Origin of the sequence: Shewanella sp. SNU WT4, from assembly GCF_006494715.1 — a bacterium.
Lineage (GTDB): Bacteria > Pseudomonadota > Gammaproteobacteria > Enterobacterales > Shewanellaceae > Shewanella.
The window spans coordinates 2,747,550-2,773,506 of record NZ_CP041151.1; the positions used below are offsets into that span (position 1 = coordinate 2,747,550).

At 44.3% G+C, this 25,957-nt stretch carries 17 protein-coding genes and 1 CRISPR repeat array (1 of these 18 running past the window's edge); of the genes, 5 read left to right on the top strand and 12 right to left on the bottom strand.

Features of this window, described 5'->3' with window-relative positions; all coding sequences use genetic code 11:
- Positions 1-3,886: direct repeats of the CRISPR family, unit length 28 nt; unit sequence TTTCTAAGCTGCCTGTGCGGCAGTGAAC (it extends 3,402 nt beyond the left edge of the window).
- A gap of 154 nt (positions 3,887-4,040) precedes the next feature.
- The 12 genes from cas6f to FJQ87_RS12410 all read right to left on the bottom strand — a co-directional run bounded on the left by cas6f (position 4,041) and on the right by FJQ87_RS12410 (position 19,948).
- Positions 4,041-4,679 carry a type I-F CRISPR-associated endoribonuclease Cas6/Csy4 gene (cas6f, locus tag FJQ87_RS12355; protein WP_140932882.1) on the bottom strand — a complete coding sequence of 213 codons (639 nt, stop codon included), beginning with the start codon at positions 4,677-4,679 and terminating at the stop codon, positions 4,041-4,043.
- Positions 4,680-4,688: 9 nt separating this feature from the next.
- Positions 4,689-5,708 carry a type I-F CRISPR-associated protein Csy3 gene (csy3, locus tag FJQ87_RS12360; RefSeq protein ID WP_140932883.1) on the bottom strand — a complete coding sequence of 340 codons (1,020 nt, stop codon included), beginning with the start codon at positions 5,706-5,708 and terminating at the stop codon, positions 4,689-4,691.
- Positions 5,709-5,719: 11 nt separating this feature from the next.
- Complete coding sequence (gene csy2 / locus FJQ87_RS12365; protein ID WP_140932884.1) at positions 5,720-6,784, bottom strand: type I-F CRISPR-associated protein Csy2; 1,065 nt, start codon at positions 6,782-6,784, stop codon at positions 5,720-5,722.
- Positions 6,781-8,313 (bottom strand): type I-F CRISPR-associated protein Csy1, encoded by a 1,533-nt coding sequence (gene csy1, locus FJQ87_RS12370; protein ID WP_168195190.1) that lies wholly within the window; start codon positions 8,311-8,313, stop codon positions 6,781-6,783. The genes csy2 and csy1 overlap by 4 nt, the downstream gene beginning before the upstream one ends.
- The gene (gene cas3f / locus FJQ87_RS12375; RefSeq protein ID WP_140932886.1) at positions 8,300-11,647 is read right to left on the bottom strand and encodes a type I-F CRISPR-associated helicase Cas3f; all 3,348 of its coding nucleotides are present in this window, start codon (positions 11,645-11,647) and stop codon (positions 8,300-8,302) included. Before cas3f ends, csy1 begins: the two co-directional genes overlap by 14 nt.
- Positions 11,644-12,633: a type I-F CRISPR-associated endonuclease Cas1f gene (cas1f, locus tag FJQ87_RS12380; RefSeq protein ID WP_140932887.1), complete on the bottom strand. Its 990-nt coding sequence runs from the start codon at positions 12,631-12,633 to the stop codon at positions 11,644-11,646. The genes cas3f and cas1f overlap by 4 nt, the downstream gene beginning before the upstream one ends.
- Before the next feature lie 135 nt (positions 12,634-12,768).
- Positions 12,769-13,602: a WYL domain-containing protein gene (locus tag FJQ87_RS12385; RefSeq protein ID WP_206194344.1), complete on the bottom strand. Its 834-nt coding sequence runs from the start codon at positions 13,600-13,602 to the stop codon at positions 12,769-12,771.
- Between the two features lie 324 nt (positions 13,603-13,926).
- Positions 13,927-14,799 carry a class II glutamine amidotransferase gene (locus FJQ87_RS12390; protein WP_140932888.1) on the bottom strand — a complete coding sequence of 291 codons (873 nt, stop codon included), beginning with the start codon at positions 14,797-14,799 and terminating at the stop codon, positions 13,927-13,929.
- A gap of 281 nt (positions 14,800-15,080) precedes the next feature.
- Positions 15,081-16,442, bottom strand: coding sequence for a carbohydrate porin (locus tag FJQ87_RS12395; protein ID WP_140932889.1), 1,362 nt, complete (start codon positions 16,440-16,442; stop codon positions 15,081-15,083).
- Positions 16,443-16,725: 283 nt separating this feature from the next.
- Entirely contained in the window at positions 16,726-17,907 is a 1,182-nt protein-coding gene (gene uxuA / locus FJQ87_RS12400; protein WP_140932890.1) for a mannonate dehydratase, read from the bottom strand.
- Positions 17,908-18,104: 197 nt separating this feature from the next.
- A complete protein-coding gene (locus tag FJQ87_RS12405; protein WP_140932891.1) occupies positions 18,105-18,851 on the bottom strand; it encodes a GntR family transcriptional regulator in 747 nt (248 codons plus the stop codon).
- A gap of 119 nt (positions 18,852-18,970) precedes the next feature.
- Positions 18,971-19,948 carry a TRAP transporter substrate-binding protein gene (locus tag FJQ87_RS12410; protein ID WP_140932892.1) on the bottom strand — a complete coding sequence of 326 codons (978 nt, stop codon included), beginning with the start codon at positions 19,946-19,948 and terminating at the stop codon, positions 18,971-18,973.
- A gap of 274 nt (positions 19,949-20,222) precedes the next feature.
- Here FJQ87_RS12410 and FJQ87_RS12415 point away from each other — a divergent pair, with 274 nt between their 5' ends.
- From FJQ87_RS12415 to FJQ87_RS12435, 5 genes are read left to right on the top strand one after another with little or no spacing between them, the layout of a single operon-like run.
- Positions 20,223-20,708: a TRAP transporter small permease gene (locus tag FJQ87_RS12415; protein WP_140932893.1), complete on the top strand. Its 486-nt coding sequence runs from the start codon at positions 20,223-20,225 to the stop codon at positions 20,706-20,708.
- A gap of 26 nt (positions 20,709-20,734) precedes the next feature.
- Complete coding sequence (locus tag FJQ87_RS12420) at positions 20,735-22,042, top strand: TRAP transporter large permease subunit (protein WP_140932894.1); 1,308 nt, start codon at positions 20,735-20,737, stop codon at positions 22,040-22,042.
- A gap of 19 nt (positions 22,043-22,061) precedes the next feature.
- Positions 22,062-23,534 (top strand): fructuronate reductase, encoded by a 1,473-nt coding sequence (locus tag FJQ87_RS12425; RefSeq protein ID WP_140932895.1) that lies wholly within the window; start codon positions 22,062-22,064, stop codon positions 23,532-23,534.
- Positions 23,535-23,550: 16 nt separating this feature from the next.
- A complete protein-coding gene (gene uxaC, locus FJQ87_RS12430; protein ID WP_140932896.1) occupies positions 23,551-24,987 on the top strand; it encodes a glucuronate isomerase in 1,437 nt (478 codons plus the stop codon).
- Positions 24,984-25,940 (top strand): sugar kinase, encoded by a 957-nt coding sequence (locus FJQ87_RS12435; protein ID WP_140932897.1) that lies wholly within the window; start codon positions 24,984-24,986, stop codon positions 25,938-25,940. The genes uxaC and FJQ87_RS12435 overlap by 4 nt, the downstream gene beginning before the upstream one ends.
- Positions 25,941-25,957 lie beyond the last annotated feature (17 nt).

Sequence of the window (25,957 nt, forward strand, 5' to 3'; positions counted from 1 at the left end):
ATCATTCACGTTGGCAATTTTCTAAGCTGCCTGTGCGGCAGTGAACTCCTCTGCAATCGTCATAGCGGCCCCACAAATTTTCTAAGCTGCCTGTGCGGCAGTGAACAGAATTTCCACGGCCTTTTGCAACTCTCGACATTTCTAAGCTGCCTGTGCGGCAGTGAACTCGCCTTCTTCGCGATCATCGCCATAATCACATTTCTAAGCTGCCTGTGCGGCAGTGAACATTTTTTAGCAATCCATTCTCCAAATCTACGCTTTCTAAGCTGCCTGTGCGGCAGTGAACCGTTATATACTGATTTCAGTTAACAACAATCATTTCTAAGCTGCCTGTGCGGCAGTGAACTTTGAATATGTGTCATCAGTGGCACTTAGCGATTTCTAAGCTGCCTGTGCGGCAGTGAACACAATAAAAAAAGGAAGAACAGTGGCTGCATTTTTCTAAGCTGCCTGTGCGGCAGTGAACGGTTCTTAGGGAGGCGAAGCTTCCCTGAGCAATTTCTAAGCTGCCTGTGCGGCAGTGAACATGCTTGCGCTGAAATAGCCCAGCGTTACATTTTTCTAAGCTGCCTGTGCGGCAGTGAACCGAAAATCCATTGGGGCTTAGTTAAATATGGCTTTCTAAGCTGCCTGTGCGGCAGTGAACATACCAGCTCACGAATAAAGCCTCTTTCTTGATTTCTAAGCTGCCTGTGCGGCAGTGAACGGGTGTTTGCTGGCTTCCGCAATAGTGTCAGCTTTCTAAGCTGCCTGTGCGGCAGTGAACTTTAAATCAGCAAAATTAACATTGTTTGGGATTTTCTAAGCTGCCTGTGCGGCAGTGAACTCTGAGAGCTTTAGCGGCGATTTTCAGCTCATTTTCTAAGCTGCCTGTGCGGCAGTGAACACTCACTCAGCTCGATAGTTTCAGCCTTGCTTTTTCTAAGCTGCCTGTGCGGCAGTGAACATCGACAGTTGAAGTAACATGCTGGAATCGCATTTCTAAGCTGCCTGTGCGGCAGTGAACTCAAACCTTGAAATGGCCGCCGCTGAAATCCATTTCTAAGCTGCCTGTGCGGCAGTGAACGTTTCCGCTGTAGATTATTTCCATTTCGATACTTTCTAAGCTGCCTGTGCGGCAGTGAACTTTTGTCTTTGGCACACAATTACAATGTAGTATTTCTAAGCTGCCTGTGCGGCAGTGAACCTTAACTGGATCTTGCCCCCGTCCTGCTCCAATTTCTAAGCTGCCTGTGCGGCAGTGAACGCACCATTACCGCGCGGATCCACAGTCCAGGTTTTCTAAGCTGCCTGTGCGGCAGTGAACATATAGACGTCACAGTGTACGCCACAGCAAACTTTCTAAGCTGCCTGTGCGGCAGTGAACTTCTTCTGTAACCAAGGCGGAGTTGTGTTCTTTTTCTAAGCTGCCTGTGCGGCAGTGAACAAAAGTTCGCACCACGCGCCAATCCCGCCGACTTTCTAAGCTGCCTGTGCGGCAGTGAACGTCATTTGAATTTATGTACGGTCGCAATGGTTTTTCTAAGCTGCCTGTGCGGCAGTGAACAGCGGGAGGGCTCCCGCGACAGCGAGCTTCTATTTCTAAGCTGCCTGTGCGGCAGTGAACCAGCGATTAAAAACCGAATCATTCGAACAGAGTTTCTAAGCTGCCTGTGCGGCAGTGAACAAGATAAGTTAAATCCATCTATATGTGATATATTTCTAAGCTGCCTGTGCGGCAGTGAACTTATATCGCCAGCCTTCATTCTTGTCGTCTTTTTTCTAAGCTGCCTGTGCGGCAGTGAACTGAGTTGTCACTTCCCCAACGCTAATTAGAAATTTCTAAGCTGCCTGTGCGGCAGTGAACTAAAAAATCATCGTGAGATTTATCGGCAGGAATTTCTAAGCTGCCTGTGCGGCAGTGAACGTGTACAGATTCGCAGTTGTTTGAGCTTTAAATTTCTAAGCTGCCTGTGCGGCAGTGAACACTAGATTGATTATGTTACATAATCAAATGGATTTCTAAGCTGCCTGTGCGGCAGTGAACTGTTTGGGTTGTTACTGGAAAATTAGGTTCTGTTTCTAAGCTGCCTGTGCGGCAGTGAACATCAGGCAATTATCACTTGCGAAATTCACCATTTTCTAAGCTGCCTGTGCGGCAGTGAACCCAAGAATAAGCAATATATTCAATGCAAAATTTTTCTAAGCTGCCTGTGCGGCAGTGAACTATCTATTAGTCTATGCTAAGCGTGACAGCGTTTTCTAAGCTGCCTGTGCGGCAGTGAACACCTTTTAAGGGCTTTTCAATTCGCCCTTTGGTTTCTAAGCTGCCTGTGCGGCAGTGAACCTCTGAATCTTGCCCGACTTGCGGTTGCGAATTTTCTAAGCTGCCTGTGCGGCAGTGAACGGGAGCTTATGTATGACCTTACAGTACTCAATTTTCTAAGCTGCCTGTGCGGCAGTGAACATGCCCTGCTCGACTATTGCAGATGGGAGTTTTTTCTAAGCTGCCTGTGCGGCAGTGAACCACAGGAACGTATCAACGCTGCCGAGGCGCTCTTTCTAAGCTGCCTGTGCGGCAGTGAACCGAATGGTTATTGAAATGCAAAGCGCCAGCAATTTCTAAGCTGCCTGTGCGGCAGTGAACTTCAAAAAATGATGGCTAACGATCCGATATTTTTTCTAAGCTGCCTGTGCGGCAGTGAACTCATACGATGCCCTAAGCGATCACTCGCGCATTTTCTAAGCTGCCTGTGCGGCAGTGAACACTCCAATATCATGTAATAGCTGTTCGAAAAGTTTCTAAGCTGCCTGTGCGGCAGTGAACCCAAAGAGAAAGCCCAGGCATTAGAGTCCCTGTTTCTAAGCTGCCTGTGCGGCAGTGAACTTTTTTTGAAAGCCCCTAGCTCTTAATCTTGCTTTCTAAGCTGCCTGTGCGGCAGTGAACTCACGGATGGATTGTTGAGCTTGGCCATCAAATTTCTAAGCTGCCTGTGCGGCAGTGAACCAAACAGATCGCTACCGTCGTGGCGATAGTGTTTTCTAAGCTGCCTGTGCGGCAGTGAACCTTATGCACGTCCTTGGACTTAGCTGTTGTGGTTTCTAAGCTGCCTGTGCGGCAGTGAACACGCGAGTACCAGCATTGAGTTTGATATCGGTTTTCTAAGCTGCCTGTGCGGCAGTGAACGCATACGAAGGCATTACCCATTGCGGGCCATTTTTCTAAGCTGCCTGTGCGGCAGTGAACGTAGTCGAGATGTTGACGGGCGTTTATGGCTATTTCTAAGCTGCCTGTGCGGCAGTGAACACTTATCCCCGTAGGCCGTAACCACTTGTTTATTTCTAAGCTGCCTGTGCGGCAGTGAACTGAGTCAGAACAATATAATATTTTGTGGATTATTTCTAAGCTGCCTGTGCGGCAGTGAACGCTGGGTTTATCATGCATCTCACCGACTCAACTTTCTAAGCTGCCTGTGCGGCAGTGAACGTTTTTAAGCAGTACATCATCCAGTTCGTGAATTTCTAAGCTGCCTGTGCGGCAGTGAACAGCCATACCAGAGGCAACCTTGCGGAACTCTTTTTCTAAGCTGCCTGTGCGGCAGTGAACTTTAGCGCCAATCAATTGCTGCTTAACTTCATTTTCTAAGCTGCCTGTGCGGCAGTGAACAAGCATTGCGATTAATCGCTGTTTGGGCTCAATTTCTAAGCTGCCTGTGCGGCAGTGAACTTCCAATCCGATGACGCGAAAATATTTTTAGTTTTCTAAGCTGCCTGTGCGGCAGTGAACGCTAACATTGCCGAAGCTTCAGCTTGCAAAGCTTTCTAAGCTGCCTGTGCGGCAGTGAACCTTTGTTGATGTTATTACATGGCACCCGTATCTTTCTAAGCTGCCTGTGCGGCAGTGAACAATAGAATAAACTAATAAAAATAAGCTGCAACAGGCTGTTAGGGTAAAAATCATCTTTTTACCTTGTTAAAACTCACCTATTGCAACCACTTGTATTTAAAGCACATTTTTAAAGAGCAAAAATAATGGGTAAAAACTTCCATTTTCGTTCAATTTAAAAGTGCGGTACGGTAGCCAATACTGACTGTCCATGCGTTTTGCTGCTCAAACCATAGCAATCAAAGCTACCATCTTGCGATGTACTTTGCTGCTCCATCTGAATAAAAAGCGGGAACTTGCTGTTTTTTTCAGGTGAACGTTGCTTAGTTTGCTGGCTATGCAAGTAAATAAACGGCAAAGAGCACAATGCTGTCGGTTTGCTTTGTTGCAAAGCCGCCAAGCATTCCGCCAGCGGTTTGTCGGATTTTGCTGCCCATAGTGCGGCTTTTTGCTGCATATCCCGCTCTATTCGTTCGGGTGATTTCACCTGCTGGCGTACAAAGCTTACGTAAGTTACATCGCTTGGTACGGGTTTGATCCCTTTGATGTGCACATAGTCTTCTAACCGAGTTAACCAGCGGTGGATATCCAACTTTTCCAGTGTCGCTGGCTCTTTTGCAAAGAGACGCAACTTACTGCCAAGCGGGAATTGCGCTTGACGATAATCAGGAAAACCGACCGCAACCAGAGATTGGTTGCTCGCCACTTTGTGCTCCACCAAAGCAATATGAACCTGTTGAAAGACGTTTTGCCATATGTAGCCAAGGTTAACTTCTTGATCTGGCAAGAGTTGAAGCTCAATATAAAAATTCATAGTGGCTCCTTAATTGTCTGCGTCGCCATCGCCTGCACTTTCACCAAATACACCGCCGCGGATTAACATTGCTGCTACAAAGTGCTTATTATCTGTCACCAGTTGAACACTATCGTCAGCTTCGTTCAACCACGCTAACAATAAGGTTTTGAAGTCATTACGACTCGAACGATATGCAACACCACGTTGTGTAACTGTCCCATACGCTTCAACTGCGATAGGGCTAGTTGCATTTGGATACCAGTCGTCAATAGTTCTAAGTGCGTTGCCTATTTTCTCGCAGTGCATTGCTGCTTGGCCATTTAAGTTGAACAAATGTCGACTTTTAGAACCTTTGGGTGAATTCAAAACCATTTCTTGAGAAGGCCAAACTCGTTGCTGATCACCTAATTGAACAAATGCATTTATTTTTAGTAATATATTTTCAGCGCCGCCCAAACCTTGGTGAATTAGATTGGCTAACGTCTCTAGCTCAGGGTTATCACTGGTTGTTTGATGTAATGAGAAGTCATAAGCGTTAAATACAAGCGGCTTATCAAGGCTTGAATGGGAAACAATTATTTTAGCCCCCAAAGCACCTACACGATTACGCCATAAAAATCGACCATTAGCGATGTTATAAGCATAACGGTTTGCCAATTCACCTAACCCTGTTTCTACATAAGCAGAAATCTTTTCTCTGTATCTAGCTTCAAAATTTGTATCGTTACAAACCGATGGTTTCGCGAGCCCGGCTATAACACGTAAACTAAAACTGACCTTTAACGTATCATGATTGTGATGCAACGCGGCATCATCTCCCCACGATAGATTTGCTTCTGTTATTTGTTTTTGTAATTCTTCTTCATCATTTAGCACTTCCTGACTAAAGTTACTTTTGACCGCTCGATTACGGCGCTCAAAAAGCTTTATCGGAGCCCACTTTTTGTCATCACCCGTGTCACACCAACACCCAGAAAACATCAAGGCATCAGAGGGTTCTAATTTACGATCAAAAGCTAAAACGCTGGGTACATTTGAAATTGTCATTTTTGTATTCCTTACCAATTATTTAGTGCATCTTCAAAATTAAGAGTTTGTATTACTTCATTAGTTTGAGTTGAATCAGAAGCTTGATTATCAGGCTCAACTGCGTTTGAACCTTGCCAACAAAGATACCACTGCCCATCATGGTGATACCTCCACATAGCAGAATTTATTGAGGTTAGAGAATGTAGCCCCTTCCATTCGCCGACTGAATGAATAGCTTCAACAAAACAGCTTGACGTAGTGTTATCTCGCGTATTTGCAACTTTCCCAGCTTCATAAACTTGGCTAATTGCCTTATAGCCTGTCATTAATGGAACTAAATAACCATTTTTTGGTTTAGGCTGATAATTCCAGTCTGCATCAGTCTCCATAGCTGGTTCGGTTTGACCTTCAGCCAGCTTTGGTACCGCTTTACTTTTTAATGCGCAAAAATCTAACCAAGCATCAAACAAAGCGGGTTGAACGTCTTCTGAATAATCGTTAGTAGCTAACAAGTTTTGATAGTACTCTTCTAAATCAGCACTACGATCAAGCAATACAAAACCTGGCATAGCTAGTCGTTTAATTTTTTTTAGCATCATGGCTTGTTGTTCGCTTGTACTTGCCGACAACAATTTAGCCTGCTTGATATTCAAAATAGAACCACCAGCTAAACGCAGCTGGTAACAATAATCTACAACTGTTCGTTCGAATTGCTTGATCAGCTCGTCTGTCAGTAATAACTGCTTATCTAATTCAATTACCAGACTGACGGTTAGGTTCATTTTTCCTTCTTCGATTACAGGTACTTTCTTACCATTTTTGTTTTTTCCAAGAACTGGCGGGTTACGACTTTGAATAAACTCAAAGTCTGCGTATTGCTTGGGTTGATAAACTTTATTTTGATACGTGTTTGATATCGCTACACAACCGCTTAGAGCGGTATCATATTCGCCACCAAACTGCTGTGAAATTTTCCTGCTTAACGCATGCGTAAAACCTAAAAATCCAGTTATTGCTGGAAAGCCCCATGTAAATCCCGCGATAGAATTAGCATTCTGTACTTCAATATGGCTTAACACCAAATATTGGCTCATAGTTCAACCTCCTTTATTGCGAAAAATTCCTTGAGGTCAAGCAAAAAGCAATCAGCCCACAATGCTGCCTGAATGGGTGTAAGCTTTAGTTGCTTATTTTTGTTGAGCTGTTGATTCAGCCAACGGCCAAAATCTTGACTAATTTTATTTTGCCAATCGTTATTTTTTTTGAGGTCTAAAGCAGCTTCATCATCACGCCAAGGTTCAAACAAAACTTGATACTCTATGTCTAATTTACTAGTTAGCGTCCAACCGATGTCTGATTCAGAATTATTAACTGCCTCAATAAAGTTGAAGAATTGACCATTAATTGCACTCAGCTTTGCTAAAATTGCGGCATTTCGTTTGGGTTCACTCACACTCAGCTCTTTGTTTTTAAGTAAGAGTAAGTAGCTAGATAATTCACTTATTTCATCCCATAACTCATAGGCGAGTGACCTAGAAAATATCGATTGGTGTTCCGAATAGGAAGGTAGCTTTGCATTCCATTGTGGCGGTAATGCAGCCATTAATGAAATACGCCCTCCTCGCTTACCGTTTAACGAAGAAGCATTTGAGTGATTCGAGCCAGTAACATGCAAACTAGCTTTGTTAGGATAAGTAGCAACTACTTGATCTGAATATTTTTTATTACCCTTCTGTTCAAAGGCCGTTTTGAAAGGTTCATCCCAACGCTTCTTGTGCTCTAAATGTAATTCATGAGCCAATGACGATGAGATTAATGGTAGCAATAGGTGATACTCATCATTAGCAATTGGAAAATAAACTTGCTTGGATAGAAAATAACTTTGTTTACTAGAACTATCAAACGCCTGTTTAAATTGATTGAGCCAATTATCAATTAAACTTTGATTTTCCGTAAATAAACTAAAAAATGAACCATCTCCCTCTTTAATCCTGTCTAGTAAGCTCACACCAGCCACACTCAAATTTAATACATCCGCAACAGGAAGTGACGCAGCATTAGATGAAGCTGTATCAATCGCAAGAGATTTAAGTGTGTTAGTAGATAAATATTTGTTATTTATATCTGTCGTAGCATCAAATATACTGGAACTTTTACTACTTGAATGTGTGAGCTTACCAACATGTGTTGCAAAACTAATATCTTTAGCTTTTTGCGCCCAATTATTCAACCACTCAACAGGTTCGTGATCTTTTGAATTTTTAATTACAAAGTCAAAAAGCTCTTGTTTTAAATTAATCAATAATGGATCGGTTAGAACTTCACCACTCCATTTTAAAAGATCTTCTAGTTTTTTCCTTTGAAACTCTAGAGCAGTTTGTTCCTTAGATTTTTTTAGCTTTTTTATCTCTGCTTTTAATGTTTTAACCTTATCTGCTGGCAGCACTTTTTCAAGTTGAATAATGACGCACTCAACTATTGCTCCATTGGTAACTTTTCCTTGTTTATTTCTTTTAATCTTCGATTTTAAAAATGCTTCTTCTTTTGAATCTCTGCGTTCTGCCAAATAAACTATGAATTTATCAGCAAGTGCACTCGAAATGTCTTGCTCACTCAACTCCATATTCATCTCCTTTTAAATTTTGATAAACACCCAACACTGGGTGACATTGCCATTGATCCCCGTTATCAGCATTTAATATTCTTAACGACAAATGCGTAAATTTTTCCAATACTGTACTCTCAACCATGCTTAGCCGTTCACTTAATAATCGTATTTCTTCTTTTAAATCAAAATTTCCCCAAACCCTATTACCAACCGCCATATTCATTTCTTCAGGTTGTTTGGCAAAATCATCGGTATTTAAAAATTCTGCTGGTGATGACTTAGGTACTTTCTTTTGCCAAACGGGTTTGCCGCTTCGGTTAAAAGTTATTTTGTAGTCCGCTGTTGGTTCGGATTTTCTAAAAGGCTGAATACGCTGAATTTCACCACACCAGGTCGCTTCATTTTTCCACCACTGGGCCGCACAATTTTGCTCATTTGCACTCCCTTCTAACCGCAAACTCTGTGAAAAATGCTCTAATTCATTGAATACCAGAAATTTGGGTTTATCGCCTGTTTGTTTAGGTTTTTCAAAATGTGGAGAGCTTGTCAGCGTTTTAATTCTGGAGATTGCTGTGACTTGTTTTAATTCAGTTTCGCAGTTCAATTCCAATAAATCCCGATGTGCATATAACAAGGGTTTAGCTTCAAAACCTGGTTTTTCGAAACAAGGAGATTTGCCTTTTAAACCCTTGTAGTTTTTTGACAATATATGAATGTTTTCAGTTGCTGGTATGCTTTGTCGATGTCTTTGCACACGTCCTGCTAATTGAATAATTGAACGCATTGAACTTGGCTCGACGACTGCCCAATCATAGTCATGATCACGCCCTACCTCAGCAACCGCAGTTGCTAGCACAACAAAAATATGATTATTTTCGACTGATGTTTCGACTAACTCTTTAAAACCACTGTTATTTAGCCAATCGGCTTCGTCATGTCGTGTTAATGCCTTATCAAGTTGCTTTTCTATTTTTGAACGCTGCAACAATGGAAATTGACTGTGATAGACACAGTAGTGGATAACATAATCACTTGGCGCATCTTGTGCAAATAACCATTTTGCTATTGCAACCAATGGCGATATATTGGCCAAACGCACTAAGCCAATTGATACATTCTTGCTCTCAACCTTCACGGAATGTTGTTCATGTAGTGCGATAATGGATTGCCTGATTTGCTTTGCCATTAATTGACTTGGCAACAATTCTAGAATTGGTTGCATTGGAATGATTGCTGACTTGCGCAGCGGTTTTGTTTTAGTGGTAAGATTCTTTATACGTTTTTCAACAAATTTATTATGTGTTTCTTGATACGCTTTTACATCTGAAATGATTGCGGAACTTGGCTTATTAAATTCATCAAACCAAGCACAGCAAATTTCCGTTGTTTCTCCTTGCTCGCCATTCACTTGTGTGTAATGTTTGCGACCAGCTTGATAAGCTGTAAAAAGTGATTTTGCTAAGGCGGGTGAAATGGTGGCAGTAGATAATAACACTCTTGAGCCGAGCATACCTGCCCAATTAACTAACCTGCATAGCGCGGGCAAATCCTCTAAACCGAAGTCGTCAGGTTCATCTAGCACCAAATCCGAAGATAGCAACCGGAGCATTGGCGCAATTTGGCGACCACCGCGAACACCTTCGGTTGCTGGCATTAAATAATCTATGGTACTAACCAATACAGGCGCCTGTATCAACTTTAACATTTTAGGGTCATGTTTAAGCCACTTGGCTAATACTCCAGTGTACTCTGGTAAATTTTCTTTAAGTGCAACTTCATCTTTTAACAAAGGTTCGGCAGAGCCGCTACCATAGCTTTCTTCAATACTCATTTCTGGTTGGCGAGATTGCTGGTGTAAATCTTTCACTACTTGAGAGCCGATTAACACTGCAAGTTCGTCTTTATTGAGTTTTAAATCCTTCTCTAAAGAGTCACCTGTCTGTAGGGTTAGTGTTCTTAAACCGAGCGCAATGCTAAACCTGCAATTCGTTTCTCCTGAGACACCATACATGATCCGAGCATTAGCACGTGTCTTCCCCTTACCTGTTGAGGCCATGCTAACACCAAAAAAACCATATTTTTTAGAGTCTTCATGCAATGATTTAGAAAGTTCATAAGCATCATCTTGCCAACCAAAACTATCTTTATATTCTTTCGGCACTTTTCTTGATAGCTCTTTATTTCTTATCAATGCAGGCAAATCATCACGTAGTTGAGGCAAAACTTTTGCAATTCGCTTAGCGTGATGTCCGACGGCTATATTATGCTCGTCAAGCTTCTGTTTTCGGTACTTTTGTCCGTTTTCATCTTTATCTGTGTTGGCATATGCATGATAGTTACGATCTTGCCATTCTGGCGTTGTATCTTTGAGGGATGAATAATAATGATCGGCCAACATGAGTGAGAGTCTAGATAAGTGCATCGTAAAATGTTGGTTAAACCAACCTGTAAAACAACGGTCTTCTTTTAATATTTCTTTAGCAACAATACTGACTTGTGTTTGCCATTGAGCACTTTTAAATGGTGTCCCATATGGAAAACTCCAATTTTCTTCGATGTTTGCTTTAGACCAATCAGTGTTTAAGCATTGAGGTGAATTCCAACAAGCTTCAAATAACTTTGATAACCATAATTGCGAATTTTCAAATACTGGCGGGTTATCCCCTCCTTTTGGGTACTGGGGTAACTTGTGATGTGAGACTATTAGCCATGCAACCAACTTTGCCAAAGGCGGTAGGTATTCAAAAGGATTCTTAGGGTTCTTAGCAATTCCATCTCTTAGCCCATTTAAATTTTCAAGTACAAATGACTCTGTACTATGATTAATGTCTGCTAGTCTAGCCAACCAAGCTTGGTCGCTATCCTCATTAACAAAGGCCTGAAAAATTCTTAATGACACCCATTCATGTCGATATGGCTCATAAGCTATTCCTTGACTACATGATATGAGCTTCTGTTGAAACAAAGCAATTGCTTTCCCTACATCATGAAAAAAGCCTGCCAATTGAGCCAACAACGCAATGACATTGGTATTTAAATAAAAATGTTGTTTTGGGTTCAAATCAGCAGAAGTACTATTCACTGGCACATATCCCTCACTATTAAATTTCTTATTGTTACCCACCACCCACAAAAACTGGCTGCGCGAACGGGAGCGGATCCAGTGGCAACTAACAGCAGTGCTGCGGCTGGCGGTTTGGCGAAGCATTTTTTTCACCGTGAGTAACCCTTCTTCGGTAATGAGGGTTTGCCAGGTGTTATCGCCAATCCGGTTGGCGAAAGCATCCAGTACACGGCGGGTTTTCTTGAGGGCGTTTTTCTCGCATTGACTCACAAAGGTGACCATCATAATTGGTGTGCCTCGCGCGCTTCATCCTCTTTGCCTTGCAGTGCGACGTGTTTCACTGTGTCGAACATATAATCGAGCGCTTTGTGTTCGATGAAGGCTTGCAGAATTTGTTGGCGAAACTCTTGTTCGCTGGCGTTCTCTTTGGCGCAAACAAAAGCCCACGGCAACACAATGGCATCTTTAATTAAGTCCGCGACATCAAATACCAAGGCACCACGGCGGGTTTTGCCATGCATGACGGCAAAGCCGTGCGGAATGCCAAGCACCCACAGGCAGCTTGCCGCAAGCCCATAGGCTAAATAGTTGCCGTGATTGAGAAAATCGTTGGCTTTGTCGGTGTATTTTTTATCCGGCTGATGCTGACGCGTAAAACCGTCTTTGCCAGTATTATGGGCAGCGTATTTGTACAGGGCTTTGGTGAGTTGCGCTTCAGTGAGGAGCAGATCGGCTGGTTTACTCGCGGCTTCAGTACGTTGGTGAAAGATATCAAGGGATTGCTTTATCACTTCATCTTGCAGATTAAACTTCTCAAGCGCTAATTCTCGGTCAGAACGCCAAACTCGCTGCAAGTAATCAATCCGTGCGTTTTGAAATTGTTTGGCGGCGGCCAAGCGTTTTTCATCATCAAACCAGAATGACAGCCAGCCTTGTAAGTATTCCGTTGGGCGATATTCGCTCTGCGGCGTGAACCATTCCACCTCGCAAGCCGTGTGCAGTGGCGTACCGCCACCGCCACAAAATCCGACTAATACGCCAGCCTGTGAGAGCATGCGCATTGCAGCTTGAGTAATGGAGGTGCCGTTGCCGAGCATGAGTACGGTGGTGTTGGCAATCGGAATATTGAAGTAAAGATTCTCTTTGTCTGCTTCGGTCAAATAAAGCACGCGACCATCTTTTTGCATCACGCGGCAATATTCGAGGTAGTAGATATTGGCTCGCTTTGAGTGCAATATAGCTTTTAAGTCCGAGGGTGAAAAATTATCCATAATCAGTATTCTGCCGTTAATTTAGTCATGGCGCTGCTTGCCAATTTAGTGATAAAAAACTGACTAACAATCCTGTAAAAATCCTCAGGTAAAGTCACTTGACCTTCCCTGCCAATTGAAGGGCGTTGATGCAGACTAATCATCAAAAAGCCAAGGTTTAATGTCAGCTCGGTTAACCAGTACCAATTGCTGAGCTTCAGGGGTGCCATCAAGATATTTAGGGTTAATTTGCAGATCTTGCAGCAGGTAGTTAGCCAACGCGGCACGCACAGGGATCACCAAACGGCCATGCTGCATTTGATAGTCATGGGCAATCACCGCTTGCTGGGCGGAACTGAGTCGAGGATCAGGGCTAATGATTAATTCAATCATGGTATGCCACGCAATATCCGCGTCAATTCCGTGGGTAGATGCTTCTAGTAATTCAACTTCACCACGGCAGCGACTTAATACGAGATCGCGGTAATTTCTTGATTTTTCGCAATACCCTCTGACATGCCAGCGTAAGCCTGTTTTTACAAAGGTGTGCGGATGAAAAATTCGGCCATCCCAATCAGGATTCGATAACGACACATAACCTACTTCCAACCTTAATTGATGTGCGATGGCATGAGTCAATGCGGCAATGACTCTGGGGGAAACTTGCCGAGAGGGAATGGCTAAGACAAAAGTGCCAAGTTGAGTGGACGGCTGCGGGCTTACATTGAATTCTTTAGTGACTAACCAATCTAAGTAGGTTGCTAACTCACAGTGGATCAGCTGAGGCTGGGCCTCTGAGGCAAAACAATAACCGAGTTGTTGCTTATGTAAACTGTCAGGAAAACGGTGCTGATACTCTTGAAAGTCTTGATAGGCTTGTTGACGAGTGATGCCAAATTGTCGCTGTAAATCGGTATTGCGGGCATAGCCCTGCCAATAGGCCAGCATTTCCATAAACATTAATCGGCGTTCTGCAGCGGTGATCTTCATTGTCAGCTTGCCCCCTTCCTTAAGAGCACATGCAGTCAGAAGCAACAAAAAATTTAACCCATCGCCATGATAGAAATTTGCTGTTGGACTGTTGTCAGTGACTGGTCATCAAGCTAGCCCAAAAAACGTACCGCGACAATCGCTCTCGCCAATCACGAGTTATTAAACAAGTATTCCGTGAAGTTGTTCACAATTAACCTCTGACTTTATTATGAAATGACCATTTCCCATGCCAGTGACTCATACCGCAAGAAAAGCGTAATAATAGGCTTAAGAGGAGTCAAAACCGCTCAAATCGCAACATTGCGGTCCTAGCGCCATGATTCACAGGCTTTGATGGCCCACAGGGATTGGCCGTTGACTGATACGTAAATCTTCACTGACAATCACGATATGATTACGCATGACCTTGTGCCATTGCTCACTGTCTTGGGTTAAGGGTTCGGAGCTGACGATCACGCAAGCTTCGCTGGTATCAGTACTGGGGCGTAATTGGATTTGCCCCTGATCGCTGACTAATTGGCCTTGGCCAATAAACAGTGACGCCGGTCGGGCGCTGGCCGATGTAGCAAAGCGAGTCACTAAGGTATTAACCCCATCAGTCACCGCAAAATTCAATAAGGCATTGTTATTGGCGCCGCAACTTGTGCGGATTTGCATGATTTTATCTATGGTCGCCACCATTGCCGCTTCAAGATCGCTTACCGTAGCTGCCGGGTTAAATTCTAATTTATCCATAAAGAGCGCAAAGGCGTATTCAGAGTCAGTGTTGCCCTTGATTAAGCTAAATGCCCTATCAGATAAGCTATTAAGCAAGGTGCGCCGAAAGCAATCAAACTGCTCTAAACAGCCGTTATGCATCCATAGATACTGCATATGTTGAAATGGATGACAGTTAGCTTGGCTGACCGGCATACCGCGGGATGCATCACGCACATGGGCAAAATACTGTTTAGTGTGCAACTTGCTCGCAATCATAGCTAAGTTGCGATTACTCCAAGCGGGGTCAACATTCACAAAGGTGGCGGGAATGGGGTCATCATGCAGCGGATACCAGCCTAAACCAAAGCCATCAGCATTGGTGGGCACAGTGCGCTTTTGGGCGTATTTACTTTGGCTAACCAGTGAATTAGACGCTTCAAACACTAAGGGCGACATTACAGTCGCAGGACCTGAATAGGTTAAAAATCGGCACATAGCGGCTATCCTCACATCCTTGTCATCTGTTAATTAAAGATGGATTTAGCAGGAAAATAAAGGGCCAGCATTCGAGCGGATTGACTAAGTGATGATAAGTGTGGATACAGAAAATTTCGTCAATGATTAATCAAAAAAATCCCTGATCTGAAGCAAAAATTCAGTCAGGGAAAGGTTCAAGGATAAATGTGCAATCCATCCGAACTCAAGCAGCGCAAAGGTGGTCATACTGACGAGATTAGCGCCTTCCCCACTCTTGGTAGTAGAAGGCGCGGCAGCACTTAGAACCAAGTCTCTACTTGGGCGCCAAATATAAAGGCGTCATGTTGCTGGTCATTGTAGCCGCCGATATTACCGACATTGTAATCCCCAGTGGCCTTAGCAAAGGTGGCAAACAAGCGGATTTCAGGGCGAGCTGACATCATAGACTTGAGCTTTAACGTTGGCGCTATGGTAAAGGTGGCTAAACCACCTGAAGTGGATTGCACACCGTTAGAGAAATCACTCCAGTTGTAGCCAGCCTCAAACTGCATCGCAAAGTTTTCAGTCACGTAATATGCTGGACGCGCGCCAACGCTGTACCAAGTATTTTCATGGCCATCAAACAGTTGATCTTGCTTGTGCTGCGCTAATACGACGGTGTTTACTTCCCAATTTTCAAACTGAATGCGGCCATCAATCGAAGCACGATAATTTTGACCATCTTTGTTCGATAAATTGGTATCACCAATACGGCCTAACATTGCCGCCGAGGTGCCCTGTGCATATTGCACTGCATACTTAGTTTGGCCTTCGCCTAAACCAAAGAAACTTGGTTGGGTGTAATGGATCATGGCGCTCACGCCCGTTTCTGCAGCCGTGCTTTTATGTTTGGTGCCAAAAGTATCAGTCACTTGGAAAGTCACTGGCGTACTATTGGATTGCACACTTGCGGTCAACCACCAGTTACCTATAGTGTATTCAGTACCCAAGGTCAGGATTTCAGGGCGCGCACCATCTTGATATTGAATGGTGGTTCCATCGCTCGTGGTATATTTTGTATCGTTATCGGCTTCATGGGCAACCACGAAGGCATCAAACTTACCCTCACCTAAATTCAAGCCGCGCACACCCACACCTGGTGAGCGGATTTCATATAACTTCAAATCTAACATATGAATATCGCGGCTGAAGTTAACGCGTCCGCCCCAAAAAATTGCTTCTGGCGCGAAATCCAAGTTGCCCATTTCGACATAGGCTTTTTCCATAAAGTTAGCTTCGCCCTGACCATCAAATGGCCAGCGACGTGCATCTCTATCTTCATACACATAACCAATATAGGCTCGAGCCCACGCGCCCGATTCGGACGTAAAGCCCTTGCTTAAATTCCATGCGGCATAATTACTTTCACTGCCACCTAAGCGATAAAAACCATCGGTGTGAGCCGCTTTAATTGGGGCATTACCTGCAGACGAACCATTTTCATTAACCGCAAAACCAGCGCGCATATAACCATGGAATTGAATATCATCAGCCACTGTATTTAATTGTTGTTGTAAGGCGGCAATATCTGCTGCATTTTTTTCGATTTGATTTGCGCTGACACACGCAGAAGAAAATGCAAGACCAATGGCTATAGATAATAATGACAACTGCTTATTCATGACACATCCTTTATGAAAACAATAAACACAACTGTTATGATTTTATTTAGTGCAACAATGGGGTTGCAATAGTATTTGTCGCCGCAAGATTTACCGAAATAAACATAGCACCTGTTTTATTAAATTCAGCAAACAAACAGCATTAGACAAATTTGAGGTACGCTTTAAAACAACGCACAAGCATTAAATTATATAGATGCAATAATTGATGATATAACAACTAACTATTAATAAACGTCAAAAGAAAAGGCTGCATTAGTTACCTAAGCAGCCTTTATCACAATTAAGCAAATAACGCGCGTTTAATACCTAACTCTAAACCGCGAACTTCTGCTAAACCTTTTAAGCGGCCAATACAAGAATAACCTGGATTAGTTTGCTTCTTTAAGTCATCAATCATTTGATGACCATGATCTGGGCGCATTGGAATAAGACGGTTATCACCGGCCGCTTGACGGCGCGCTTCTTCTCGTACAATTTCCAGCACTACCTTGTACATATCTACATCACCGTCCAAATGCGCCGCTTCATGGAATGTTTTTGGATTAGCTTCACGCTTAGTTGAACGCAAATGCGTAAAGTAAATACGTGGGCCGTATTGCTTAATCATATTGACTAAATCATTGTCACCACGCACACCGTAAGAACCAGTACACATGGTAATGCCGTTCATCGCTGATGGCACAGCAGTGGTTAGCCACTCTAAATCTTCAATTGTTGATACAATTCTTGGCAAACCTAAAATTGGGCGCGGTGGATCGTCAGGGTGCACCGCCATACGCAGGCCGTATTGCTCACAAATAGGCATTAATTCATTTAAGAAATAAGCCATATTGTGGCGTAAACAGTCTTTATCTATGGCTTGATAACGGTCAAGCTGAGCTTGAAATTCTATTAAGGTGTAACCTTCTTCAGCGCCTGGCAGACCTGCGATAATAGTCGCTGTTAAGCGCACAATTTGCTCTGGGGTCATGGCATCAAAATAAGATTTCGCTTCCGCTTTTTCGGCGTCGCTATAATCATCACCAGCGTTAGGACGCTTTAGTATATGCAACTCAAAAGCGGCAAAAGCAATTTGATCAAAGCGCAGCGCCCGTGAGCCATCTGGTAACACATAGGCTAAATCGGTGCGAGTCCAATCCAGCACGGGCATAAAGTTATAACACACAGTATCTATGCCACACTTAGCTAAATTGATCAGAGTCTGCTTATAGTTATCAATCCATAATTGATAATTACCGCTGTGGGTTTTAATTTCTTCATGGACAGGGACACTTTCAACCACAGACCAAGTTAAGCCTTTCGCTTCAATGATTGCCTTACGCGCTAATATTTCTTCTACCGGCCAAACTTCGCCATTGGCAATATGATGTAGTGCATTAACAATACCGGTTGCGCCCGCTTGTTTAATATCATCTAAAGAAACTGGATCTTTCGGTCCATACCAACGCCATGTTTGTTCCATGATTATTTCCTACCATTATATTTACGATATAAAATTAATAATATGTGCGAATTTTATTTATCAACAACCAATAAGTCACCCGCTGGATAGTTCATTGCAGAAAGACTTAATCACTGAGAAAATTGCATTTAAATAATTTGATAGCAGTGGCCAATTATCTGTGGCCACTGTTAATTATTACTAGTTACTTTTCATTGCTACTCTTTAATGTCGACTGGATAAGAATCAAATAAATAACCATCAAAATCTGGATCGTCAACATCGGATAATTCCATTAAACGCAATTTCACATTTTCTAAATGTTGCCACATGGCTTTTTTAGCGGCGTGCGGATTACGACGCATAATGGCATTTAAAATAAGTTGGTGATCGCCAATCCAATCATTCTGATATTGGCTATCAGAAATGCGCGTATGTAACTTTTGCCACATAGGATTATTATCACGCCATTGCCACGACTGCTCCACCAATTCTATTAAGGTGCTATTTTGAGTCGCCGCCGCGACCGCCAAATGAAATGCCTTATCGCCCTCACCTTCGCTCTGGCCAGTCAAATCTTGCTGCTCTAACACTAAGGCTTTTTTCATGGCGCTAATATCAAAGGCCGTCACTTGTCTTGCCGCAAATTCAGCAATATTACTTTCTAGTAATTGCCGCGCCTGCAACATTTCAAATGGGCCTGCAACATTCATAGGCGTCTTAGACTCTTGCTCGGCGCTGCGTAAATTAAGCACATACACACCCGAGCCTTTACGGACTTCAATTAAATTTTGTAGTTCGAGCATAATTAATGCTTCGCGCACTAACGTTCTGCTGACACCTAAATGCTCAGCGATTTCCCGTTCGGGTGGAAGGCGCTCACCAATTTTGTATTGACCATCAAGCAGTTGTTGCTTTAATAACAATCCAACTTCTTGGTAGGCTCTTTTAGGTTCAACATTCATAATAATTCTGATTTCTAACCTTTAACTAAGTGATCTATAGGAGTCAGTCAGTACTCTACTCCGCCAACAGCGCTCAGGGTAATAGATATAGATCACTTTCACCTAAAACTTTGCCGAGTTTATTCTGCTTTAATGCGCTCAATCATCTGATGCAGTGCAGGATTATCGGTTTGAATTTGCTGATACATAGGAGCTACCGCAGCGGCAAACGCCTCTTTGTCTGTGCTCACAAAGGTTACACCTAATTTTTCTGCTTTAGCTTGCTCAGTTTGTTCCGCTTTAGCCCATAACACTTTCATTTTTTCAGCGGATTCAACGGCCACTGTCATTAGAATTTGTTGGTGTTCAGGGGTTAATTTAGCCAGCGACTTAGTTGAAATCACCAGTACGTCCGGCACCATAGTATGTTCATCAATGCTGAAATACTTAGATACTTCACTGTGGCGGCTCAAGCTAAACGAGGGTATGTTGTTTTCAGCGGCATCGACTACCCCTTGTTGCATAGCGGTATATAACTCACCGTAGGCTAATGGCGTTGGGTTGCCACCTAAGGATTTAATCATGGCAATAGCGGTTGGGCTAGGTTGCACCCGCACTTTCATGCCTTTTAAATCTTCAGGCTTAACAATTGGCTTGTTGGAATAAAAACTGCGAGCACCGGCATCGTAGTAAGTTAGGCCAACAAAGCCTTTATCTGCTGTAGAGTTAAGAATTTCTTTGCCAATTTCGCCGGACTTAATCTGATAATAGTGATCTTTGTCACGAAACAAGTAAGGCAGGTTAAACGCCGAATAAGCAGGACCAAAGGCTTCTAATTCCGCAGCATTACTTTTCACTAAATCTAGGGCGCCGTTTTGCATCAGCTCCATGGATTCTCTTTGGTTGCCCAATTGTGCATCGGGATAGATACGGATCCTAACTTCGCCATCAGTTTGATCTCTAACGTCTTTTGCCATATCAGTCATCACTTGATGTACCGCATGATCACGGCTGTGGTTATGACTGAGTTTCAAAGTGGTCGCTGCTGTGACGCCTGTGGCTGTCATAGCAAACACGCTACCGATTATTGCACTTAACAAGAGTTTACGGGCCATCATCCTATCTCCATATTGGTATCCCAATCCACGGGAACAACCTGATTCGCTAAAATAATGACCAGCATTGGCACATTCGTCAAAACAAAATGTCAAATTGGTTGACCAGCATCACACATTGGCCATCATGAGCGTTAACTTGGTCACATTGTGGCTTTACTCACTGTTTTATGCGGCTATCGCTGCCTATAATCCGTACCGAACGTAATTCCTCCAATAAATTGGTACCAACAACAACGATAATTGGTTGACCAGTTGAAAGTTAAGGATCGATGTCATGCAAACTGTTGTCAATGCTGTCAACCGAGGGCTCGCGCTCTTTACTATCTCGCTGTCATGCTTCTTAGTCTGCTGCGTGATCTGGCAAGTTATTTCACGATACATTCTCGGCGCACCAAGTACTGTGACCGATGAATTAGCGCGTTATCTATTTATGTGGGTGGCCATGATTGGCGCCGCCTATACCACAGGTCAAAAACGCCACTTGGCGATTGATATTATGACCATGCACCTCAAAGGACTGCGCAAAACTATTGCAGAAGGCGTAATTCAAATCGCCATCGCCCTCTTTAGCGCCATTGTTTTAGTGTATGGCGGTATGACGTTAACGCTCAATACCTTGGCCTCTGGGCAAGTCACGCCGGCGCTGAATATGTCCATGGGGTATGTATATTTATGCTTACCTATCAGCGGCATCTTAATGATTTTCTATTCGCTCTACTTCCTAACAACCCTAATTAAACAACCGCAAGCGCAGTCATAAATCGCTTACATAACAAGGATTAGATTATGGATTGGCAAATTATTCTCACTCTGTTTGGAAGCTTTGCTGTGCTGTTACTGCTAGGCATTCCAGTGTCCTTCGCCATTGGTTTATCATCACTACTAACCATTGGCATGACTTTGCCGTGGGATACCGCGATTACTGTGGTGGCGCAGCGCATGGCCGTTGGCCTAGATAACTTTGCGTTACTGGCTATCCCGTTTTTTATTTTGGCAGGTAACATAATGAATCAGGGCGGCATTGCCACCCGTTTGATTAACTTAGCCAAAATCATGTGTGGCCGCTTACCTGGCTCATTAGCTCATGTGAATATCATGGCCAACATGATGTTTGGCTCAATCTCTGGTTCTGCCGTGGCATCAGCCGCCGCAGTAGGTGGCACCATGGCGCCATTACAGAAAAAAGAAGGTTACGATGAAGGCTTCTCCGCCGCGGTAAACATTACCTCGTGCCCCACTGGCTTATTAATTCCGCCGAGCAACACCTTAATCGTGTTTTCACTGGTGTCTGGCGGCACCTCGGTCGCCGCCTTGTTCCTTGCCGGTTACATTCCAGGCTTAATCATGGGCTTAAGCTTAATGTTAGTGGCAGGCATTATTGCTAAACGCCGCGGTTATCCGGTTGCTGCGCGTCCAACCATGGCGCAAGCCTGGGACATTACCGTTAAAGCCCTGCCTTCATTGCTATTAGTGTTTATCATCATGGGCGGCATTATCGGCGGCATTTTTACTGCTACCGAAGCCTCTGCCATCGCCGTGGTCTACACCTTTATACTCGCTGTGCTCATCTATAAAGAAGTGTCATTTAGGCAGTTACCTGGGATTATTTTAGAATCAGCGGTAACCACCTCTATCGTATTACTCCTGGTTGGTGCTTCTATGGGCATGTCTTGGGCAATGGCGAATGCTGACATCCCTTACATGATTGCCGATGCGCTGTTAGCTGTGTCTGAAAACCCCTTGATGATCTTGCTACTAATCAACGTTATTCTTTTGATTGTTGGCATCTTTATGGACATGACGCCTGCGGTACTAATCTTCACTCCTATCTTCTTACCTGTGGCTTTAAATATAGGCATAGATCCGGTGCACTTTGGCATCATGATGACCTTTAACTTAGCCATTGGCATTTGTACTCCGCCGGTGGGCAGTGCCCTCTTTATTGGCTGCTCAGTCGCCAAAATTTCTATCGATAAAGTGATTAAACCTCTGCTGCCTTTTTATGGTGCTCTGGTGCTCGCGCTTCTGGCCGTCACTTACATTCCCCAATTAAGTCTATGGCTGCCTGGTGTAGTTCTTGGCTACGGTAACTAACAGTTAGGAAAACAGAAAAATGAAAACAATTGCCAATACTCCATTAGCAGCAACAGTAGTAACGCCGAATTTTGACCGTAGTCAGCTCAAAAGCCGCATAGTCCATTTAGGCTTTGGCGCCTTTCATCGCGCTCATCAAGCGCTGTATACCAGTGAGATGTTAGCTAAGACTCAATCGGATTGGGGCATATGTGAAGTTAACTTATTTGGCGGCGAAGAATTATTAGCCAGCCTAAAGCAACAAGATTATTTATTTACCGTGGCAGAAAAAGGCAGTGATGCCAGCTTACTTAAAATCGTGGGCGCAGTGACTGAAGCGCTGCACCCTAAGCTTGATGGTATAGACACCATTCTGGCCAAGATGGCTGAGCCACAAGTCTCGATAGTGTCATTAACCATTACCGAAAAAGGCTATTGCGCTGACCCTGCCAGCGGCCAGTTAGATATTAACAACAGCTTAATCCAACATGACTTACAGCATCCCAATGCACCGCAATCGGCCATTGGTTACCTAGTCACTGCCCTTAAAATGCGCCGCGACGCAGGTTTGCAGCCGTTTACTGTGATGTCGTGTGACAATGTTCAAGAAAATGGTCATGTAGCCAAAGCCGCTGTGCTTGGCTTTGCCAAGGCTTTAGACCCACAACTGGCCGAATGGATAAATGACCATGTGACCTTCCCTTGCACTATGGTTGACCGCATAGTACCGGCCGCTACCGATGAGATGTTTGCCCAAATTAATGAGCAACTTGGGGTAGTAGATCCATGCGCTATCGCTTGTGAGCCATTTAGACAATGGGTGATTGAAGATAAGTTTGTTAACGGTCGCCCTAACTGGGATGTCGTCGATGGAGCACAATTTGTGGATGACGTGATTCCTTTTGAGCAAATGAAACTGCGGATGCTCAATGGCAGTCACTCCTTGCTGGCCTATTTAGGGTATCTCAGCGGCTATGAACATATTGCCGATACCATGACTAATCCAGATTTACGTCAAGCAGCCTTAAACATGATGCTGTTAGAGCAAGCGCCGACCTTAAATATGCCTGAGGGCACAGATATTGCGGCTTATGCGCAGCAGTTAATTGCCCGCTTCACGAACCCAGCGCTTAAGCACCAAACTTGGCAAATCGCCATGGATGGCAGCCAAAAACTGCCACAGCGCATGATAGATTCCGTCAAATTTCACTTGGCGCAAGGAACTCACTACCGTCATCTGACGTTAGGCATAGCAGGCTGGATGCGTTATGTCAGTGGTCAAGATGAGCAAGGCAATAGCATAGATGTGCGCGACCCAATGCTGGCGCAATTTAAAGCCATTTATCAAGAACATGGACTCAATGTCAGCGTAGTGAAGCCTCTGCTTGCTATCGACGCTATTTTTGGTCATGAGATTAGCCAAAACCCAAGCTTCGTTCATGCCGTTGAAACGGCCTACCAGCAATTACTGGACTTAGGTGCTAAAGCCACAGTTCATGCCTTAGCGCGCTGATCATCAAGGACTTATCATGAAATCATTTTTAGGCGACGATTTTTTACTGCAAAACACCACGGCAGAAACCCTGTATCACACCTATGCCGCTAAGATGCCGATTTATGACTATCACTGTCATTTAAATCCTGCTGATATTGCCAACAACCGCCGTTTTGACAACTTAAGCCAAATTTGGCTGGCGGGCGATCATTACAAGTGGCGCGCCCTGCGCACCGCGGGGGTGAGCGAGCGCTTAATTACTGGCGATGCGAGTGATTATGACAAGTATCTGGCGTGGGCGAATACTGTGCCTAAGACCATAGGTAACCCACTGTATCACTGGACACATTTAGAGCTGCGCCGTCCATTTGGGATTACCGATACCCTATTTAACCCGCAATCAGCGGAAACTATTTGGCACAGATGCAATGAGTTGTTAGCCACTGAAGAATTTAGTGCGCGCGGCATAATGCAGCAGATGCAAGTTAAGATGGTGGGCACTACAGATGACCCAGCAGACAGCTTAATTCATCATAAAGCCATTGCCGCTGACAGCAGTTTTGATATTGAAGTGGCGCCAAGCTGGCGACCTGATCGCGCCTTTAAAATCGAGCATGACGGTTTTATTGACTATATGCATAAGCTCGGTGAGTCGGCCGACATTAACATTCAGCGTTTTAGCGATTTATGTGATGCGTTAAGCCGCCGCTTAGAGCATTTCAATCAACATGGCTGCCTTGCAGCAGACCATGGCATTGAAATAGTGCGTTTTGCGCCTATTCCTGCCGAAGCGAACCTTGATGCCATGTTAGCTCGTCGCCTCAACGGTGACACCTTAACTGACACCGAAGTAGCGCAATTCTCAACCGCCGTGCAAGTGTGGCTCGCCGAGCAATACTGCAAGCTTGGCTGGGTAATGCAACTGCATATGGGGGCGCAGCGCAACAATAATAGCCGCATGTTAGTGCGCCTTGGTGGCGATGCGGGCTTTGACTCCATTGGCGACCAAAGCTATGCCCTGCCGCTATCGCGCTTACTTGATGCTATGGATAAGAGCGATAATCTGCCTAAAACCATCCTCTATTGCTTAAATCCTAAGGACAACGAAATGTTGGCCACCATGATAGGTAACTTCCAAGGCGAAGGCATAGCGGGCAAGATTCAATTCGGTTCAGGTTGGTGGTTCAACGATCAAAAAGATGGCATGCAGCGCCAAATGCAGCAATTAGCCCAATTAGGCTTACTAAGCCAATTTGTAGGTATGCTCACCGATTCACGCAGCTTACTGTCTTATACCCGCCACGAGTATTTCCGCCGCATTTTATGTAACTTGCTTGGTCAGTGGGTGCATGACGGTGAAGCGCCCAATGATATGGCGTTATTAGGACAAATGGTGGAAAACATTTGTTATCACAATGCCAAGCAGTATTTTGAGCGCCCTCAAGTGGCCCACTTAGGAGCACAAGCATGAAACGCATAGCGCTCATTGGCGAATGCATGATTGAGCTTAATGGCGCGCCGTTTGGCGCCATGATGCAAACCTTTGGTGGCGATAGCCTAAACAGCGCTATTTATCTAGCCAGAGCCAGCCAAGGCAAAGTTAAGGTGCAATATGTAAGCGCCTTAGGTCACGACCCATTAAGCCAAGGCATGCTGACTCATTGGCAGCAAGAAGGAATCGATACCCAGTTAGTACTGCAAGATGAAACGCGCCAGCCCGGCTTATATCTCATTCAATTGGATGAGCAAGGCGAGCGCACCTTTATGTACTGGCGAAATCAGTCCGCGGCCCGCTATTTGTTGCAGCATCCTGAGTTTGCCAAGGTTGCCAAGAGCCTAGAACAATGCGATGTGATTTATTTAAGCGGCATTAGTTTAGCGATTTTACCTGACGCTGATAAAGAGGCGCTAATTGCGCTGCTGACACGCCTCAGCCAACAAGGTTGTGAGCTGGTATTTGATACCAACTATCGCCCTAAATTATGGTCAAGCCCAGAGCAAGCTAGGGCGTGTTATGAGCAAGTGTTGGCCATTACTCACTTAGCGTTAGTTACAGATGATGATGAACAACACTTGTGGGGCGATCTTGATGCCCATGCCACCTTAAGCCGCTTACAGCAAGCAGGGGTTAGCAAGGCTGTCGTAAAAATGGGGGCTCAAGGCTGTTTATATCAAGACTTTAGTCAAGCACCGAGCGCTGAGCTGATCCCAACTATCCCTGTGAGTCATGTCGTGGATACTACCTCGGCAGGAGATGCCTTTAACGCTGGTTTTTTAAGTGGTTACTTGCAAGCGCAAACCCCTAAGACCTGCGCGCTCATGGGGCATGCTCTGGCGGGCTGCGTTATTCAGCATAAAGGCGCGATTATCCCAAAAGCGAGCACTGACAGCGTGATTTCTCAATTTGGCCTGCTCACGCGCTAGCCCATTGTGTGCATTGG